The 19,732-nt window shown below is 67.5% G+C and carries 7 protein-coding genes and 1 pseudogene; all 8 read right to left on the bottom strand.

Going from position 1 to position 19,732, the window contains the following annotated elements; genetic code table 11:
• Window positions 1-6: 6 nt before the first annotated feature.
• The gene (locus tag HWE17_RS17765; RefSeq protein WP_176389637.1) at window positions 7-1,359 is read right to left on the bottom strand and encodes a hypothetical protein; all 1,353 of its coding nucleotides are present in this window, start codon (window positions 1,357-1,359) and stop codon (window positions 7-9) included.
• Window positions 1,360-1,391: 32 nt separating this feature from the next.
• On the bottom strand, window positions 1,392-5,183 hold the full coding sequence (locus HWE17_RS17770; protein ID WP_176389638.1) for a hypothetical protein: 3,792 nt from the start codon (window positions 5,181-5,183) through the stop codon (window positions 1,392-1,394).
• Window positions 5,180-6,118, bottom strand: coding sequence for a hypothetical protein (locus HWE17_RS17775; protein ID WP_176389639.1), 939 nt, complete (start codon window positions 6,116-6,118; stop codon window positions 5,180-5,182). Before HWE17_RS17775 ends, HWE17_RS17770 begins: the two co-directional genes overlap by 4 nt.
• Before the next feature lie 14 nt (window positions 6,119-6,132).
• Window positions 6,133-7,614: a hypothetical protein gene (locus tag HWE17_RS17780; RefSeq protein ID WP_176389640.1), complete on the bottom strand. Its 1,482-nt coding sequence runs from the start codon at window positions 7,612-7,614 to the stop codon at window positions 6,133-6,135.
• A 10-nt stretch (window positions 7,615-7,624) separates the two neighbouring features.
• Window positions 7,625-17,041: a DUF6603 domain-containing protein gene (locus HWE17_RS17785; protein ID WP_176389641.1), complete on the bottom strand. Its 9,417-nt coding sequence runs from the start codon at window positions 17,039-17,041 to the stop codon at window positions 7,625-7,627.
• Window positions 17,042-17,114: 73 nt separating this feature from the next.
• Window positions 17,115-18,035 carry a hypothetical protein gene (locus HWE17_RS17790; protein WP_176389642.1) on the bottom strand — a complete coding sequence of 307 codons (921 nt, stop codon included), beginning with the start codon at window positions 18,033-18,035 and terminating at the stop codon, window positions 17,115-17,117.
• Window positions 18,036-18,038: 3 nt separating this feature from the next.
• Window positions 18,039-19,550 (bottom strand): hypothetical protein, encoded by a 1,512-nt coding sequence (locus HWE17_RS17795; RefSeq protein WP_176389643.1) that lies wholly within the window; start codon window positions 19,548-19,550, stop codon window positions 18,039-18,041.
• Window positions 19,547-19,732 (bottom strand): annotated as a pseudogene (locus HWE17_RS17800) (hypothetical protein); the annotation flags it as partial. The pseudogene HWE17_RS17800 and the gene HWE17_RS17795, both read right to left, overlap by 4 nt.

The raw sequence follows: 19,732 nt of genomic DNA on the forward strand, positions 1-19,732 counted from the left end.
GATTGATTACGACGGGCTGACGACGACACTGAGGGAACTGGTCACAATGTTGCCGTTGGCGTCGCTGACGCTGAGCACATAGTCGGTCGTGACGGCCGGGTTGACGACGACGCTGCCCTTGGCCACCTGGTCGCTGGCGATGGCGCGGCTCACGCCGTTCGCGCCAAGGTTGGCCGACAGCGCCAGGCTGGTTTGCCATTGCAGCGTCACCGCCGTGCCGGCGGCCACGCTATAGGCGCTGGCGAGGAACACCTGCACCTGCAGCGAAGGATAATCGCCCAGGTATTGAACCACCGGCCCGTAGGCGCCGCTGGCCGTGAGCCGGAAATAGCCGGTGAACTGGTCAACCTGCCAAACGCCGTTGCTCACGCCGACCTGGTAGGTGTTGGTCACGCCGAAGGCTGGATAGCGGAAGTAATCGACCGTCACCGGCTTGAACGGGATGTCGATCTGCGCCAGCACCGGCTGGCCAAGCCCGGTCGCGCGCAACGTGTAGGTGGCCGAATTGCCTTGCAACCTGTTGTAGGGCTGCACGGGCATGCTGCCGGAACTGCCCACCTGCACCACGCCCTTGTCCGTGGTCAGTTGCACCGTTTGGGCGTAGTCGACATTCCAGCTCAAGGTGACGGTATCGAAATAATTGATGGCCGGACTGTTTTTGGGTTCGAAACTCTCCACCACCGGCACGCTGATCGTCACCACCACGATGTCGCGCGCGAATTCCTGCGAAGGCGTCCACGCGTAGAAAGTGTAGGCGACCTGCACCGCGCCGGGGGCCACGTCCTTCGACGGGGTCGTGACCAGCTGGTCGATGGTCTTGTACTGGTTCGGCAGCGGCGAAATCGTCACGTAGGCGGCCTTGGCCGCCGTCCATTTCAGGGTCGTACTCTGGCCCAGGCCGACAATCTGCGGGACCGCCTGCGCCACGATGCTGAGCACGGCCACGCTTTTTGATACCGGGAAGCTGGTCTTGGCCTGGCCGGCACCGATGAACTCATCGAGCAGCACGGATACGTTGCCCTGCTCCAGATTGATGACCACCGCATTGAATTCAAAGGCCAGGAAGGCGCCCGCGGCGAGCGTGACGTTCTGGCTCGGCGAAATCAGGAAATTGTACGGGGCGGCCGAGGCGTTCTTGCTGCAGCGCCAGCTGGCAGGCGCCCCGGTGTTGACCGTGCTCAAGTCCGCCGTCAAGTCGGTGGCGCCGCTGCCCACCGGCAGGCAGATGTAGATTTCATCGTTCGGCGTCAGCTGCAAGGGCTTGGCGCCGCCGTTGCTGGCCACGAGGGTGAAATTGACGCGGCTGTTGGCCACGGCCGTGGCCGGGGAGAGTACATAAGTGAGGACTGTCGCGCTCATCGCATCTTTCTTTTATCGGGGTAAGTGAAAAATCAAGGCTGGTCGCCGCCCTGGGCGCCGCTCAGCTTGAGCCAGCCTTCGCTCAGGATCGGCCGCGTGGCCGGCAGCGCCGCCACGGCGGCGGCACTGGTGAGCGCGTCGCTCTCGCTCCAGGTGGTCACGCCGGAGCGCTCGACCCAGGTCCATACGCCTTTCACGCTGGCCGGCAGCGGCAACTGGATCTGCGGCGTCTCAAGCAATACCGGACCGGTGCGGAAGGTCGTGGACATATTGTTGAGCGCGCTGTTAACCGGACCGGCCGGCAACGACAGCCATTGCACCGGCAGGTAGCCGGAGATGGCCGGCATCCAGCCGCGCGGGTCGACCAGCATCGTCACGCTGTGGGTGGTCACGCCGTCGGCCACGGTGGTGAAGCCGGGGTCGCCCACCAGGTAGGAGTTCGGGCCGGGCGCGCCGGGTGCGCCGCTGGCGGCCAGGTCGCTGGCCATGCGCGCGAGTTTGTCGCGCGGCGCCAGGGTGCGGTCGGCCATCACCCGGCGCGGGATGGCGAGCCGGTCGTCATAGCCGTAGTAGGGATAAAAGCAACTGTAGTCGTCGTCGAGGAAGTAACCCATCACGCCGTTGTTGCTCAAGCCGATGTCGCCGATGCGCAGCGGCAGCGCCACCGACGTGAAGTCCCCGGTGACGTTCATGCCGGTGTCGGCCCATGACTGGTCGTTGGCGTCCGAGCCGCTTACGCCGAGCGTGACGAGGGCGCGCACCATCGCGATCGGGCGGCCCAGCAGGATCGCCAGGTTGCCCTGGATCGGCTGGCCCAGGGGGTCGACTTTCCACAGGCTCGAATCTATCACGTCGAGCAACTCCTGCAGGGCCGGACATCCCTCCGAGCCGCGCAGCAGGATGCCGTCGACGAAATCGTTCAAGTGCCGCAAAGCTGGGCCGAATTCGGGCGGGCTGCCCAGCACGGCATTGCTGCCGGGCACGGCGTCCCAGCGCAAGCCGGAGCCGACATCGACGGCGTCGTTGCCGTAGTCGATAAGCATCACCTCGCCCAGGTTGTTGCCGGCCGGGTCGAACACCACCAGGCTATGGTCGATATGGTTCGGGATCACCCAGCCGCAGATGGCGCTGGTGAGGTCCGACGAATTGCTGCGCACGCTGTCATCGTCCGCCTTCACCATGCGGAAGTCCAGCCGCAGCGGCTGCGTCACGCGCGGCGTCAGCTGCATGTATTTGCTGTTGCCCTCGCCCAAGGTCACCAGGCTGGCGCTACGGATCGGTTCGAGGTTGTCGCTCAGTTGCGAGCCGCGCAGGATCTGGCCGTAGGCATCGACCACCTGCAGCTTGGGGATGCGGAAATGGCCGGCGTGAATAGGAAAGAACAGGTCGGCGCCCGCATCGGGCAAGTAGCTGGCCACGTCGGCGAGCAGTTCGGCGATCTCGGTCTTCTGGACGGAGCTGAGCTTGCTCATTTTCAGCTGTTGCATGATCAGTTGCTGGATGATGCCGGACATCGATTGGGCCAGCACGTCGAACTGGCCGATGGTGGCGGCCATGTCGCGCAATTCGTCGATCTGGTATTGCGGCAACAGGGCCGTGTTCGGATCGCTGTTGAGGAAGTCGTTGAGCTTGTCCTGCAGGCCGAGCGCGCTTTGCCCGTTCAGGATGCTGCGCCCGGTGTAGGTGGCGGCGGCGGCGGTCACGGTGGTGCCGGTCCATTCGAAATCGAGTTCGTCGAGCTGCCAGTCCGCCAGCATCGCTTGCGGGGTGGCGGCGCTCGGATGCCATTCGATTTCCCAGTCGAGGTAAATCGGCGCCCACGGCGGGGTCCAGGCGGCAACCGACAGCTTGGCCGGCGGCACGCCATACAGGCCGGCGGTCCCGGCGATCGTGCGCACGTCGACCACCTCGGCGGCCGGCCCGTTCCAGGCCAGCGTTTGCTGGCGCGCGATTTGCGCGCTCAGGTCGGCCAGCTGGGCCGCGCTGGGGACGATGTTCGCCTTTTCGAACGCGCGCGCGGCGATCAATTGGGCGTTGTTGGTGTCGAGCAGGAAGGTCTCGAACCAATAGTCATGCATTTCCTTCGGGATCATGACGCCGGCCGGCCACACGATGGCCGGGAAATCGCCCACCGCCAGCGTCACGTCAAACGGCACCGGTGTGTAGACGACGTCGATCGCGTAAATGGTCTGGCCGGTGAAGCGGGTGAACAGCTGGCCGTCGCCGGCGCTGTAGCCCAGGGCGCCGAACTTGGTGTCCTGGCTGGCGCCAGCGAGCAGAATCACCGGATCCTGGCGGTAGTTGAAGCGCGCCTGGTTGATCGTGTTCATCGTCAGGTTCAGCGGTGCGACCAGGGTCTGCAGCGCCGCCCTGTCCTGCTCCAGGGTCAGCGTGAGCGCGGCGATCTGGTCTTGCAGCGCGCCGACCTGCGGACTCAGGGCATCGATCTGCGCCTGCGCCTTGGCGCCGTAGCCGGGATTGGTGCGCGGATAGTTTTCCAGTTTCCAGTAAGCCGCGTACAACTGCCACTTCAAGGTGGCCAGCAAGGCGGTGTCGGCGTCGAGCCGGTACTGGTCGCTGTTGAGCTTGATCAAGGCCGCGGTTGCGGCCGGATCGAGCGGCACCGAATAGGCGCCCGTCGGGATGTCGGTCGGCGACGAGGTTTGCCCGTCCTGGAAAACGACCCATTGCTTGCCGCCGCCCTGGGTGGCGAAACGCGCCGCCTGCGACTGGACCAGGAACACGCTGCGGTTGTCGACGTAGTCGTACACCATGTCCTGCTGGAACGCGAGCAGCAAAGCCTCGGCCTCGACGCTGCCGACTTCCTTGGCCAGCCAGGCCGACAGCGCCTCCTCGGCGTTGGCGCCGATCGCCACCGTGGGCGGATTGGTGCCGTCCAGGATCTTGTTGATCGGGTAAAACTCGTCGCTCCCCTTCCATTGCAAGCCATACACGAAGCCGTGGCACAGGTTCTGCGCCGGCCACTGATTCTGGGCGGCGGTCAGGGGCGGGCCGCCGCTGACCGGGTTGGCCGCCAGCCAGGCCTGCCAGTCCAGCTCGGCGTCGGCCAGGTCGGCGTCATTCCCGACGGTCCACTGCATGGTGTCCATGATGGCCCGCCACTGCTCTTCGGTGGTGAAGCCGGACGGCATGTCGACCGTCTTGCCGTAGAGCGGATCGTCGTCCGGCGTGGCATACCAGCCGCAGCTGCTGTAGCTGTACACGCCGGCGGCCGCGCCCGCCATGTCGTCGTGGAAGGCAAGCACGTTGGTCATGTTGTCGTACACCGCGACATAGGTCGGGTCGCCCGGCCCCATCGCCTGCAGGAAGGCCTTGCCGTAGGTCGAGGTGGTGCCGTCCCAGGCGCTCAGGTCGAAGCGCCGGCCGATGTAGCGCAAGGTGCTGCCGCCGTCGGGATCGGGAAACACGTGGGTGCCTTCGGGCGCGGGGCCGAGGTAATCGCTCTCGAGCACCCAGGCAGTCAGTTGCGGCACGTCGCCGGGCTGGGCGATGAAGCTGCGTGTGACGATCCAGCGGTTCGGCAGCGAGGGGAAGCTGACGCCGCCGAGCGCGTCCACCTGGCCATGGCGCAGCGCGCTGGGCACGGTCCAGATCAGGTGGATGCCGAGCGCGGGCGGGTTCGACGCAATTTCGAACGCGCTCGGCTGCGGCTGCCCGAGGCGCAGGCCGAGCTGGTCGTACTGCACCGCGACGGCGGCCCAGTCGCCCGTCTGGTTCGGGGCGCCCACCATCAGCGCGTCGAGGTAGATCGGGGTCAGCAGGACCGGACCGGCCCAGGTTGGATTGACGATAGGCGTGCTCATGCTTTCACCAGATTTCCGTTGCAAATTTTTCCAGTCGCGGGTTCGAATTGCTGCAAGCCCGCCCCCTTGACCATCTCGACCGCGAATTGCGAGGAAGTAAACGCAGCGCCGGCCTGCCAGGCGCCCAGGCCGACCAGCTTGTCCACCATGGCGTCCTTGCATTTGACGATGTCGAGCACGCCGCTGGCGCGGTCGCCGCCGCGAAACGCGATCGGCGAGGTGCAGGCATCGCCGTGACTATCGTTGATCTGCTTGCCGGCCGGGAAGGCGCCGCCCAGGCCGCGCAGGGCGATCTGGTATGCTCCCGGCTCGGCCGGCACGCCGATGACGCCGAAATGCAAGCCCTCCGGCGGTTCCGAGAAGTTGACCAGCTGCGGCACGCCGTTGAACAGGGCCAGCAGCACGTTGTCGGACAGCCGGTCCAGGCGCAGCAGGGGAACCGGCCTGGTGCCCAGGACGTCGAAGAAGGCGTTCACCTCCATACCCGGCCAGCCCGTGACGGCGGCCGAGCGCAGCAGCACGCCGGTCACCGTGCCGCCCACCTGCAGCGTGGGCGCGAGGGCCTTGCGGCGCAGCTTGGGGCGCACGTTGCCGACGGCGAGCGCGGCCTGCTGGGCCAGGCGCTCGAAGGTGCGCAGCACTTGCGCGTAATCCTGCGACGAGCCGAGCGCGATATTGACGGCGCCGTTGACGGCGCAATCGGTCCAGTTCTGGTCCATGTAAAAGAAGCGGATCGATTCAGGCGGCAGCATGGCCGCGTCCGGCACCAGATATTCGAACGGCACGCCGTACAGCAGGCACAGCTCGGCCAGCCAGGCGACGATGTCGTCGGGAATGTCGAGCAGGCCATTTTCCTTGTCGCCATCGGTCCTGGCCAGCGCCTGCTGGTACATCTTGAGCAACTCGGTCGCGCCGCTATGGCTGCTTGTGGTCATGTGAACTTCCTCGTTTAGTTTGGCTTGCGCACGTGCTGGTGCAACAGGTGCAGCGCGTCCTCGCCGGCGGCGATGCGCTCCTCCCAGTCCGGCACCACGCCGGGCAACAGGTCCTCGTCGCGCCGCTCGTGCGCCTTGAGCGGGGCAATCGAGACGGCCTGCCCGGCCACCCTCGAGAGCACCGCCAGCAGTACCGGCGTGACGCCGGCGCGCGGCTGCTGGAACTGGTCGGCCAGGCCGTGCAGGTGGTCCGAGGCGACGGCCGACAGGGCCGCCTGGTAACTGTTGATGCGCCACTGGAACAGCGAACTGGCGAAGGCCGCGTCAGACAAGCCGAGCAACTGGCCTATTTGCCAGGCGCTGGCGTAAGACATGTTGAACAAGCCGTCGGCCGGGTCGTAGCGGATCGCGCGGTCGCTGAAGAAATACGGGCCCAGCGGGTCGGCCTTGGTGGGCACCGGCGACAGGGGGCCGCGGTACCAGGACGTCGTCACTTCGCCGCTGCGGGTCACGTTTTGCAAGGGAATGTAGCCGATCTGGAGTGCCTCCACGGCCGTTTTCTCGGCTCCGCTCAAGTCGGCGGGGAATGGTCGGTGGGTCGGCTGCATCAGGTCGACCCCGCCCTGCCCGCACAGGTTCTGCATGTAGTCGAGGAAGCTGCCGCGCGGGCCGGCGGCGGTGAACTTCCAGGTCGCCAGGCAAACCAGGCGGATCGTCTTGTACTGGGCCGCGATGGCGGGGCCGCCGTGCAGATGCGCCTGCTGGCCTTCGAGCGAGACCAGGAAACAGCTGTTGTCGCAGCCGCTCCTGGGCAACCGGTTGCCGACGGCGACCGAAAACCAGCCGTCCTCGACCATGCCCAGCACCTCTTTCTGGTCCGTGTTGACTTCGCGCACGTGGGCCAGCAGCGGCAGTTCGGCCAGCGACGGCGCGAGCGCGAGGAAGGCGGCCAGGTCGAGGTCGATGGCCAGCAGTTGCGAGGCCAGTTCATCGGCACTGAGGGTGTCCGCGTCGATCAGGGTCGGCCCCAGGATGGACGGGTCGCCCGGGTCGATCAGCTGCGCCACCGTGATCACCTGCGGGGTGGCGCCTTTGAGCTCGTCCGGATACAGCGTCAGCAGGCCGATCCAGGGCGGCGTGGTGCCGTCGTTGTCGCCCGCGTTGTTGGTGTTGCCGTCGATCGACCTGACCCACGGCAAGGTGCGGGTGCGCAACACCACGTGCGGCAGCGATTCCTCGTAGTTGCCGACCATATTGGCCGGCGGATAGACCAGCTGCAAGTCCTGGGACGGCAGCTGGAAGCGCGGGCCGCTCACCAGGAACGGGGTTTGCACGCCGAAGCTGTTGCCCTTCACATCGGCCTTGAGCCCGTCGACCGTCTGCTGCGCCTGCAACCAGTAGGAACCTGCCTGGAGCGGGGGCTCGGCGGCGCAATAGAAGCGGATCTGTCCCGCTGCGAGCGGCACATCCTCGTCGGCGATGGCGATATCGTTCATGGACTTGTCCTTATGCTATTTGAAGTTGGCAAGACGGCGGCGCGGTATCGGCCGGCGCCCCCGCGGCGCACTGCATGAGGCCGTTCAAGCCGCCCGATTTCAGGGTCGCCGCGTCGGCGCAAAAGCCGAACACGCCCTGCACGCTGGCCGACGCCGGCGAGCGGTAACAGGCGGTGTCGCGCCCGTGCACCAGCAGCGCCAGGCCGAGCTTGCCGTCGAGGCAATCGGGCACCTGGTACACATACACCTGCAGCGCGCCGGCCTGAAGCACGAATTGCGGATCGAGGTCGTCCTCCCCTGCATACGCCGGGTTGGCGGGATCGTCGGTCCAGCGCGCCTGCACGCGTGGCCGGACCGAGCCGCCGACCAGCACCGCCACCGTCGACACCTGCTCGAAGAACAGGGTTTCGAGCCAGCCCTGCCCCAGGCTGCCATCGGCCTGGCGCACCTGGTTGCCCTTGAGGACGTCGCTGGCCAGGATCTGGCCGCGCTGCGGTTTTTTCAGCACCGGCGCCGCTTCCGGGCGCAGCAGACAACCGTCGGCCTGGAAGTAATAGTGGTTCAGGCGCGTCCAGTCGCTGTCGTGGTACCAGCCGGCAACGCCGTCCGGGCTGGCGTCGCCGGCGATCACCACCAGCTCGCTGGTGGCGGCTGGCAGTTCGTGGTATGCGCCGCACGCCGGATCGGCGAGGCGCAGCTGCAGCGGCTCCTCATAGCGGTTGAAGGCGAGCAGGCGCAGCGCCAGGTTGCCGCGCAGCTCCACGCTGCGCGCGGCGTCGTCGCCGAGGCGCACGATGCTGGTCGCGCCCGGCGCCAGGGTCAGGTGCAGCTTGCCGGCCACCTTGGCAGCGAACTGGCCGAGGCCGGCCACCCATTTGGCGCGGCTGCGGTAGCGCATCAGTGGCAAGGCGGTGTCGCCCTTGCCCAGCGCGTGCCGGGTGGCGCCGGCCCGGTAGCGCCGGCTGTGGCCAATCACCCGGCTGGCGTTCACGGCGGCGGGCGCTTCAGCGGCGACCCGCGGCGCCGCCTGCGCCATCGTGGTCGAGGCAGTGATCACCGGCGCGAGATCCATGCCGAGCGGCGCGATGCTGGGCGGCGACTGGAAGATGTTGCCGACGTTGTGTTGCAGCACCGACAGGTTGGGCGCCTCCAGCGCCAGCTGGCCAAACAGGCGCAGCGCGGCCAGGATGTCGTTGCGCAGCAGCACGACCAGCGGGTCCATGATGGTCGAAGCGATCACCTCGGCGCGGTCGGTTTGGAGCGGCTCCGCCTGGGCCGGGTAGTTCGGCGTCCAGGCGAACGGCAGCGGCAGCGGACCCAACGTGACGAAGGCCAGCGTGGCCATGTCCATCGGACCGACCGGCGCATACAGCAACACCTGCGAGCCCTGCAGGGTGGCGCCCAGGATGGTGCCGGGAATCGACTTCGCCTGCGGGATGCCATTGGGATCGAAGGAGTTCTTCGACCACAGGGCATCGGGCGAGCTGCTTTGCTGCATGCCCACGTCGATCAGGCGCGCATCCAGGTCGATCGCTTCCCAGGCCTGGTCCTTGACGGACCAGCCCAGCACGGTCAAGGTCAACGGCGTCGTCACGGTGACTTGCGCCATCGGCTGGATGCCGATGGCCGGACCGCTGAAGCTGGCGGCGGCGCCGGCGAAGCGCAAGGTGGTCGCCGGAACGACGGTGCCGACGGTGAGCGCGAACGGACTCTGGATCACCCAGCCGACATCCGGGTAGTCGCCGATCAGGCCGCGCGTCACTTGCGGCTTGAGCACGGCGTAGGCCTGGGTCAGCGCCGGGGTCGGCGCCTGCTGCGCCAGCGCCATCAGCGCGGCCGGGGCTGTTCTGGCGCCCGCCGGCGCCGTGTCGATGCTCAGCGCGGGCAGGAAGCTGAGCTGGAAGGCGTCCCAGTCGAGCGGATTGGTGCCGGGCTGGGCCTGCTTGCTGTCGCCGAACGGGATCGTAAACGAAATCACGTACCAGTCGACCCCGACCTCGCCGGCGATCGGCGGGCCCCACAGAACCAGGCGGGCGCCGATCTGGGCCGTCAGCGACAGCTTGACGCCGGCCACTTCGGTCTCGAATCCGGCGCCGACGGTGATGTAGGCCTCGAGCTTGAAATAGAACGGTTGCCACTGGATCAGGAAATCGACGCCGGCGGCGAACCATGCGCGCAGCGGGCCGCTTTCGAACAACACTTTCAGGTAGCCGCCGGCCATGATGGCTGACGGGGTCAGCGCGAAATAGGCGCCGCCGTTGATGTTGAGCGAACCGATCGGCATGGCCATCGGCCAGTTGAAGCCCAGGCGCGGCACGACCGGATAGTTCTCGGGCACGCTGAAGGCCGGGTTGTAGCCGCCCAGGGTGATGACGAAGTCGCCCGCGTAGAGGCCGTCATACCAGACGATGGCCGCGAAACCGCCCGTCAACTGGCAATCCTTGGACAGCACGAAAGAGTTCGGCGTCAGTTGCGCGCGCACCGACACCACGCCGTCGCTGGGACGGAACGAGACCAGCAAGCCCAGTTCCACGTAGGCCAGCGCATTGGCCGGCTTGGCCTTGGGCGGGAACGAGGCCGAGCTGATGCCGATCAGGTCGATCGAGAACTCGCGCCCGAACTTGACGATCAGCAGCGCGAACGAGTTGAGCATCTGGAAGCTGGTGAACTGGATGCCGCCTGCGGCCCAGTATTGCCCGATCTCAGGATAGACCACCTTGGAGAGCACGCTCAGGGCCGAATCCGGCGTCGCGCCCGAGCCGAACACGCTGCTGTCGATGGCGCCTTGCACCAGCGGGAATTCGGCGATGTCGCCCACGTCCGGGATGCGCAGGTTGCGGTTGTAGCCGAAACCGGCGGCCAGGCCGTTGATGAAGAAGGCCGGGGTGGGCCCGAGCGGAATGTTCAGGTTGACGAAGATGAACAGCGAGGCGGCCGTCGGGCCGTCCGGCCTGGCCGGGTCGAGCGGCACCAGCGCGTACGAGCCGAGCGCCAGCAGGCCAAAGGAGCCGGCCTTGACGGTGGCGTAGCCGTCGTAGCTGAGCGGGTTGTCCTGCTTGAGGAAGCCGCCGGCGATTTCCACGCCACCGCCGCTGAACTGGATGTCGATGCCGGCCAGGTCCATGCTGTAGGCGCTCGGGTCGAGCGGGGTCTTGACGGGCACGCCGACGGACAGCGAATCGAGGCCGATGAACAGGCCCGCCATGGTGACGTTGCCGTCGAACAGCATGTCGAGCAGATACTTGTCCTGCTCCCAGCCGACCCCGATCTGGCTGGCGTACAGGGGGCCGAAGCTGCGCTGCACCGGGAACCACACCTGGGTGCCCTCGCTGCCGTCGCCGCTGAACAGCTCGACGTACAAATCGTTGACATAAGAGGTGCGCACCGAGAAACCGGGATTGGCGACCGGGTTGGCCGACTGCGGCGAGGCGTCGCTGCCGGAGCCGAGCAGGTTTTCCGCCACCGGATTGGCCTTCCCGCCCGGCACGGCCACGTTGGGCGCGAGCGAAATGCCTATATCGCTGAGCATCACGCCCCCGCCATACGACGTGACCCGGCTGGGTTTGTCGAAGTCGAAGGTGATCAGGCCGCGCGGCGCGACCGCGCCCAGGCTGAAGCGGCTCATCTGGACCAGGTTCTGGCCTTCCTTGCCATGGAAATCCATGCCGATGTTGACCAGTTCAAGCAGCAATTTCCTGAATTCCGGCGAATCCGTGCTGATCGGCACGTACAGCGAGACGCCGCCCTTCAGGTCGGGGTCGCCGCCGGCCTTGGCGATCCATTCGGTGTCTTCATCGCCCAGCTGCAAGGTCACGTAGGGCACGGCGGCCAGTTCCAGGCCGGGCACCATCACGCGCAGGCCGAAATAGTCGCTGCCGTCGCTGCGCGGACCGAGCCAGATGCCGCCGGTCTTGCCGATGCTGACCAGCTGGAACTGCTGGGCCAACATGGCGCGCAGGAAACGGGCCAGGAATTGCTCAATGGTCAGGCTTTCCAGCGCGGACAGGCTGTTGAGCATGTACAGCTTGTCTTCCTGGATCATCAGTTGCGAGGCCAGCAAAATGGTGGCGGCGCTCGGCCCCTTGTCCGACGAGAACAGCGGTTGCTCCATCCACTTGCTGACGGCGGCCTGGTTCAGCACCAGGATCGACAGGTAGCGCGGCACGATGTTGAGCAGGATCGATTCGAGCCAGTCAACGACATCCTGGCTCCATTGGGTCGTATCGGGTTGACCGAAGAAGGTCGGCAGCAATTCGCGGTAGTAGCTGCTGGCGGCCAGCGCCGTGCCGGCCGGGTCGACGCCGAGCAGGAACTTGCTGCTGAGCATGTCGAACTGCATCGACAGTTTCGGTCCGCAGCCGTCCTGCAGCGGCGCCAGGATGGCCAGCTGGAAGTTCAGCTGCGGCTTGACCGGGCTGACCGGCGTGCCGTCGGCCAGCACCGGAATGCCGATCCCGGTGGGCGCGATCTCGAGCACAATGCTGTCGCCGGTGGGCAGGTTCAGTTCGACCCACAGGCCGACCTGCAAAGTGCCCGACAGGGTTTGCACCCCCGTCACCAGGGTGACCGGCAGGCTGGCCGATGGCTTGTAGCGCAACAGGCCGGCATCGGTCTCGATGCTGGCGAAATACGGCTTGAGCAGGCCGGCCACGGCTTGCACGGTGGCCGGCGCATTGGCGCTCGACAGGCGTGCGGACAGCCACGCGAGCGCCGCGCTGCCGACCGCGTCCGCGCCCTCCTCGCTGACCGCGATCAGCTGCTGGACCAGCTGCGGCACCTGCAGTTCGTCCGAGGCGCTGCGCAGGCTGGCCACGAAGGCGGCCGCGCCGCCGGCGGCCAGTTCGTCCAGCAGCACGGCGGTCAGTTGCTTGAGCAAGGCTTGCGCGGCTTGCTGCGCGGCCTCGACCACCAGCGTTTGCCATCCGGGGAACGGCAGTATCTGGAAATTCTGTCCGCTCTCGAGCTGCCTGGCCGACAGGTGGAACACCTTGTCGTAGGCGGCCTGGAGCACCAGCGTGGTGTCGCCCGCGACCTTGCCGCTGAGCGAGACCTTGCCGGCCAGGCCGGGCTGGAAGTTCGGCCCCAGCGACAGCGAGAACGCCAGCGTCCGCAACTCGACGCCGTCGGCCAGCGCCAGCGTCTTGCCGGCTGCGAGGCCGGGCGTGATGATGAATGTCTGCGCGGCAACGTCGGCCACCAGCTCGATTTGCTGGCTGTACGGCAAGCCGAAAATGCACAGGCCGCCCGTGATCGGCTTGATGCCGACGCCGCTGGAGGCCTGCGAGGCGACCGTGATGGTGGAGAACACGCGCGCCAGGGCGGCGATGTTGAGCTGGCCATTGGCGCCGAGCACGGCGTCGCCCAGCAGCCAGCCGAGCGGATCGCCGAACAGGCCGAGAGGCGACTTGGTGAACCACAGGCCGGTGGCGCTGTCCTGGAATGCCAGCCCGAGCGCCGACATGGCGGTGCGCGCGACCGGGTAGGCGTTGAGCAGCTGGGCGTCGACCACTTGCCCGAAAAAGGTCGAGAGCGCGAAATTGGGCGCCAGCGCGATGGTTTGCTCAAGGAACAGCGCGGCATCGAAGGGATACAGGGTCAGCGGCAGCGGCATTGGCTGGGTGCCGTCGCCCCAGCACAGTTCGACCGCGAACGCGGCCTTGGGCGCCGCGGCGACCGTGACGGCCAGCTTGGAGCGCACTTCGAGCTGCACTTGCGCGCAATACAGGCCCAGTTCGGCGCTCAATTCGCTGCTGCGCAGGTCGAATCCCATTGCCCCGCTGATCTGCAGGAAGTTGCCCCACATCGGCAGCGCGTCGGCCAGCAGGCTGACCTGGATCAGCGCGCCCTCCGACACCGACAATTGCACCGGCCCCACGATCACCGGTTCGATCTGCGAGCACAGCTCGGCGCTCAGCTGGGCCACGCGCGCCGGGTCGTCCATCAGCGCGGTAAAACGGCTTTCCAGCTGCGCCGCCGGATTGGCGGCCAGCGCCACCCAGTCGTACAGGCAGGGGGCGAAGCCGCTGTCCTGGTCCTGTACCAGTTGCAGCGCGTGTAACAGTTGCAGCATCGGCAGCGGCAGCGCCGGAATCGTGATGCCGATGATGGATTCGAGCAGCGCCACCGCCTGGGCCCGGCTGTCGGCATCCTGGAACAGCGCGATGCCGCGTTCGATGAAGTAATTGAGCGGATCGGCCAGCATCGCGGTCCAGCCGGCCGAATCGACGCCGGCCAGTGCATCGGCCCTGGACAGCGGGACGACCAGGTTCATCAGGCCCAGCACCTGGTAGGCGTTGCCGATGGCGGCGTTGCCCAGCAACGGCGTGACGAACTGGCCCACGCCCACGTTCAGCAGGCCATAGAACACGGCCACCCATTCGCTGCTCTCGTGCGTCAACTGGTCCAGGTCGTAGACCAGCGTTTCGTCGCCGCTATGCATGGTCAGCAGCACCTGCGGCTGCAGCACGAGGCTGCCCTGGTCGAGCGCCATGTCGATCCCGAGCCGCATCGACACGAGCGTCTTGACGGTGCCGTCGGTGCTCGGCACCACGACGGGCGTTTGCGGCGTGAGCAGGGTCTGCAGTCGCAAGCCTGGCAGGTAGTTGCTCTGCGGCGCGGCGCCCGTCAGGGGCACTTCGACGAAGCGCAGCAGCAGGTCGGTGCTGGTGTCGATACCGAGGGCGCTGAAGCTGAAGCTGCGCTGCAAGCCCAGACCGAGGGTCTGGCCAAGGGCCGACGTCCACACGGCCAGGTCCAGGTCGCCCGGCAGGTCGACCGCCACCGCGAACGGCGCCGCGTAGCTGCCGCTGCCCGATACCGCCGGGATTGGCGCGCCGTCGCTGACGGCCCAGCCCAGCAAGGACATGGCCGCTTTCGTGTAGTCCGCCTGCGCCAGCAGCGCCGAGATCTGGCGCTTGACGTCGCCGACCGGGTCGCTGAAGCCGTCCGGCTTCATCACCGGCATCGTGGCCGGCCAGCTCAGGCCGGCGGGCACGAAGGCGCCCAGGTTAGGCAGCAGACCGAGCAAGGCGTTGAGCGCGAGGCCGGGACGGTTGCTGGTGCGGTACACGGCCACGCCGGACAGGGCGGTGACGATGGGCGCGAAGGTCTGTCCCTGCTTCGTGACGAGTTCATCGAGCGAATCGGCGTCCGAGAACACCATGTCCTGCCCGACCGGCATCGAGGTGCCGTCGACGATGATGGCCGGCTGGCCGACGGCGACGTTCCAGTGCCAACTGTCGTAGGGCGACCAGCTGCCGCTGAAGGAGGCGCCGTCGACGCTGACGGCGGCGCCGGCGACGGCCGGCGTGACGAGGGTTTGCGGCAGCGCGATGTGCGCGGCGATGCCCGGGAATATGCACGCCTGCACCGGCGCGCCGTTACCGAACTGCATGCTCAGCGCGTACACGTCGATGCCGATGTCCAGCGTTTGCAGGCTGGCGTAACTGATGTCAGGGCTCAGTTGCAGGCCCAAGGTAAGGCGGTTGGCGCCGCCGGCCTGGCTTTCCACATACGCCAGCAGGGACGCCGGCAGGCTGGCCTCCGTGAGCGTAAACAGCCACGGGTCGGCCGCCTGCCCCTTGCCGCTCACGCTGCTCGTGACGCCGGTCTGGTCGAACAAGGCGCCAGCCGCCCGCAGCAGCCAGTACACGGGCAACTGCCCGTCGACCAGGGTGCCGCCTTGCAGCAGCGCGCTGTAATACGTGCTGAACGCGGCCACCGGGTTCTGGAACGACGTGACCATTTGCGCGGCGCTGAACGGCGGCGCCAGCGTGGCCGGCCAGCTCACGCCCGCCTCCAGGTCCGGCGCGATCACGCCGAGAAGGATGGCGGCCTGGCGCCCATAGGAGGAGCCGCCGGCCAGGCCGAACACGCCCTGCAGGGCAGCGTCGACCAGGGTGTACAACTCCGTGATCGCCTGCTCGACCAGGGTGCCCGGCTGGGTCAGGTCGATCTGCGCGTATTGCCCATTTGGCGTCGACACATCGACCAGCTGGAACGCGGGCACCACCTTCATCGCCGCGGTACTGCTTTGCAAGACCGAAACTCCGCCGCTCAAGCTGCCAAAGCTGTACTGTTCGCCGCCCACGCTGCCGGCGAACAGCGGCTTGCCGGCGTCGGTGCTGGCCAGCGCGATGCCGACATTGAGGTTGAGGAAACTGGTGCTCACGCCAAGCTGGCCGGTGGTGGCCAGCGAAAACTGGGCCAGGTCGAGCTGGGCCTGGATCAGGATGTGCGCCGGAGCCGTGCCCAGCTGCTGGCCCTTGCCGCGGAAATTGAGGCCCGGCAGCAGGTAGCGGGTGCCGAGGGCGTCGACCTGGGTGACCATGGTCAGCGCCAGCGCGCCGTAGGCCGGCTCGCTCAGCAGCGGCACCATGAACGGCGCGGCCACGCTGCCGTCGCCGGCCACCTCGGGCGCGGCCACGCCGAGCAAGGCGCCGATCGCGCCCATCCAGGCCGGGAATGCGGCCTCGTCGGCCAGCAGGCTGTTGAACCAGGCGACGAAGGGCGCGCCCAGCGAGGCATCCGCCTTCGCTTGCGACAGCAGCGTGTCCCAGCGTAACAGCGGCAGGCGTACCGCCGAATCGGGGACGATGGGCGACAGGCCCAGGATCGGCAACAGGTTGCTGGCGCGATTGTCCTGGCTCAGCACTTGCTGCAAGGCCGAGACGAACAGGGTCGACACCGTGCTCAGCCATTCCTGCGGCGTGATCTGGGCGATCTGGCTCAGGTTGCGGTCGGCCGGGACCAGTTCGGTCGGCAATTGCAGTTGCATCACCACCACCGACAGGTCGACCGACGGCGCACCCAGGTCGAGCTGGGCGCTGAACTTGACGCCGTTGAACGACAGGCCGTTGCTGTTGATGATATTTTGCCCACCCGCGGCGGCGAACTGCACGCCCATGTTGAGCGGGAAGTCGCTGTTCCCCAGCACCATGTGCATGCCGCCCTGCCCGATTTTCAAGACCGGCAGCAAGCCCCAGGCGCTGACCTCGATGTCGCTGACGCCGTCGGCCACGCCCTGGGCCGCGAAATCCCACTGGTGCAGCACGCCGATGCCAAATACCTGGTCGCTGTTGACGAGGTCCGGATTGACGGCGTAATTGACGAGGTAAAAACCAGTCGCCGTCAGGCTGCCCGGATACGGGATCGGATTCCACACGCCCATGCTGCCCAGGTCCTGGGCCGGCAAGCCGAGCGCGCTGGCCGACACTTCGCCGAGCAGCTCGGCGAACAGTTCGGCGATCGTCGCGCCGTTGGTCGACAGATTGTCCCCGGTCAGATTCATGGGGTTCTGGAACCAGTCCGGATTGAGCTCGTAGCTGTTGGCCTGGCCCTGGACCGCGCGCAGTATGCCGATCGCGATGCCCAGCTTGAGCAGCGTGGGCGCCAGTTGCGACGCGTCGAAGGTGGCCGCGCTACCCACGATGGGCCTCACAAGAGAACGTGTTGATGAACATCATTTACTCCCGTTGCATGAGCTTCAAGGACTGTTTCCGTCAAACCAACTTTACTTCGACCACTCCGGGCGCGCCGGCCGAACCGGGATTGCCCGGCAGACCGGGCTGGCCGAATGCGCCATCCGGATGGCCCATCCCGGGAATGCCGGGCGCGCCGCCGGCGCCGGCCGTGCCGCCCGGTATCTGGTCGGCCCGGGTGGTGAAGCTCGCGCCCGGATCGATCGCCTCGATCCACACCCGCAGGCGCCCACCGTTGCCGCCGGAACCGCCATGGCCGCCGGGTCCGCCGGCCGCGCCGGCGCCGCCCGCCGCCATCTTCCTGGTGGCCGGATCGATCCCGCCCCTGCCGCCCTGGCCGCCCTTGCCGCCGGCGCCGCCATCGCCGCCCTTGCCCGCGCTGACTTCGAACAGCGTGTCGCCGCCCAGGCGCGCGATGGTGATGAGCGCGTCGGGACTGTCGAGGCCGCGACTGCCGTTCGCGCCAGCGCCGCCAAAGGTGCCGGGGCCGCCCGGGGTATGGCTGTCAACGCCGTTCATGCCCGTTGCGCCCCGCGATCCGGCCGGGCCGGCCTGGCCGTCGGGGGCGGTCAGCAAGACTACCCTGGTTCCGCCCGGCGCCGCGCCGGGACACCATTGATCGACCACAAGGTCGGTGTTGGCCGTCAGGACGAGGCTCGCGTCGTCCGCCATCGACAGCGATGCGAGCACCAGGACCACGCGCTGCCCGGCCCTGCCACTCACCAGCAAGCGTTGCCCCGGCCCGAGGGTCAGTTCGCTCAACGCGAACACGGCCGCCTGCCTCGGTCCGACCGACTGGGGCGCCAGGTCGGACTGCGCGGGATCCCCGCTCAGGGCCAGGCCGGCATGCACCGGCCCGGCCAGCGCAGCCGGATCGACCCCGTAGTACTCCAGCTGGCGCAGAAAATACGGCGACATCGCGCGTCGCGTCACAGCGTCCATCGTTCAGCTCCCTGGATTGAGAAGGTCGATATAGTTGTACAAGCCGTGGTAAGTGCTGCCGTTGTAGCTGTCGAAATCACCTCCCGACAACGGCACGGGCGTGCCCAGGGTCTGCGGTGCGCCCAGCAGTTGCAAGGTGGGCATGATGTCGAGCGTCCTGGCCACCTGGAAATTGCAACTGCCCAGGCGGCTCAAGCCATAGTTGCGCGCGAACGTGAGATCGGCCGCCGGTCCCGTGCCGAAGGTGTAGACCGATGCCACCGTGCGATTGCCGGCCAGCGGATTGGTCAGGATGTCGACCGCCATCAGGTTGGCCAGCGCGCCGCCGCAGTCGTGCCCGGTCAGGATCACCGGCTTGTTGCCCAGCACGTTGAGCGCGGCACGCAGGCTGTCGCGGCCGCTGGCATACAGGTCGACGAGGGGCTGGGCATATTTCCCGTAATTGCCGCCGAGCCAGGCTGGCGAGGACGGGGCGGCATTGCTCACGAGGGTAATCAGTTCGATCCACGTGAACGTGCCGCGCAGCGCAATGACGAGCGTGTCGGGGCCCTCGAACAGGCTGGCCCAGACCGTCGCGCCCACGCTCAGGTTTTGCTGCAGCACGTAGGGGCTGTAAGTGAAAGCCAGGGTGCTGCCCGGATGCTGGGCCATCTGGTAGGGGATGGCCGACAGCTTGGCCATCGCAAAGGCCAGCAGCGGATCGAATCCGGGCACCGCGGCCGTTGTGCCCGCGCCGTCATTGACGGGGGCCACCCCGGTCAGCAATTGCTGGTAGTACGGACCGTCGCGCTCGACCCAGGGCGAATCGTAGGTCGGGATCGCCATGGCCAGGTTTTGCTGTGCGCCGGCCTGGACGTAGCCGCTGGCCGGCAGCGGCTGCGACGGGAACAGGTCGGCCGGCGCCTGCACCCGGTAGGCCGCCGGCACCATGCTGGCGAACGAGGCGGCGAAGGCGGCGTCGGCGAAGGGCGGGCAGGAATACACGTAGGACTGCAAGCTGGTCACCGGCGACGGCGACAGCGTCTTGTTCGGCCGCAGGTCGAGCGACGCCAATTGCGCCACCGGCGCGCCCGGCCCGAGGCCGACCACCACCAGCGGCAACGTGGTGGCGAAGGCGGGAATGGTCCGCTGGATCTTGGCCAGGTCTACCCACAGCGACCTGCGGATGGACTGGTACATGGTTTCGAAGCCACCGTCGGCCGAGATCGCCGCAGCGGTGCCGACGACGCTGCTCGGCACCAGGAACAAGGAATGGTTGTCGGGCGTGTAGAAGGCGATGAAATCGCTCCACAGCGCGCCGAGCACCAGCACGCACATGGTCGGCGAGGAAGCTGGGCTGACCGCCAGGAAGTACTGGCAGCCGCCCATCGAAGCGGCGCCGGTGTGGCTGTACGCCAGGCCCCAGTCGGACGGCAGGTACAGGTTCGCCAGCGACGCGTTGGCCAAGGTGGCCAGCGGCACCAGTTCGGCTGCCAGCGCGGCGTCGTAGGACGCAAGGGCGGCGTCGGCCATCATGCCGCCACCGCTGTTTGACTCTGCAGGATCAGCACCGCGCCGACGGCGCCGACCGCGCCGGGGTTGCCGCTCGCGCCGGCCACTCCGGCGTTGCCGCTGGCCGCGTTGCTCGGGTCGCTGGTGCCCGAGGCGACTTCGTTGGCGCCGCCCAGGCCGCCGGCGCCGCCCAGGCCGCCCAGTCC

The sequence above is a fragment of the Janthinobacterium sp. BJB401 genome, assembly GCF_013372745.1.
In the GTDB taxonomy this organism is placed as follows: Bacteria; Pseudomonadota; Gammaproteobacteria; order Burkholderiales; family Burkholderiaceae_D; genus Janthinobacterium; species Janthinobacterium rivuli.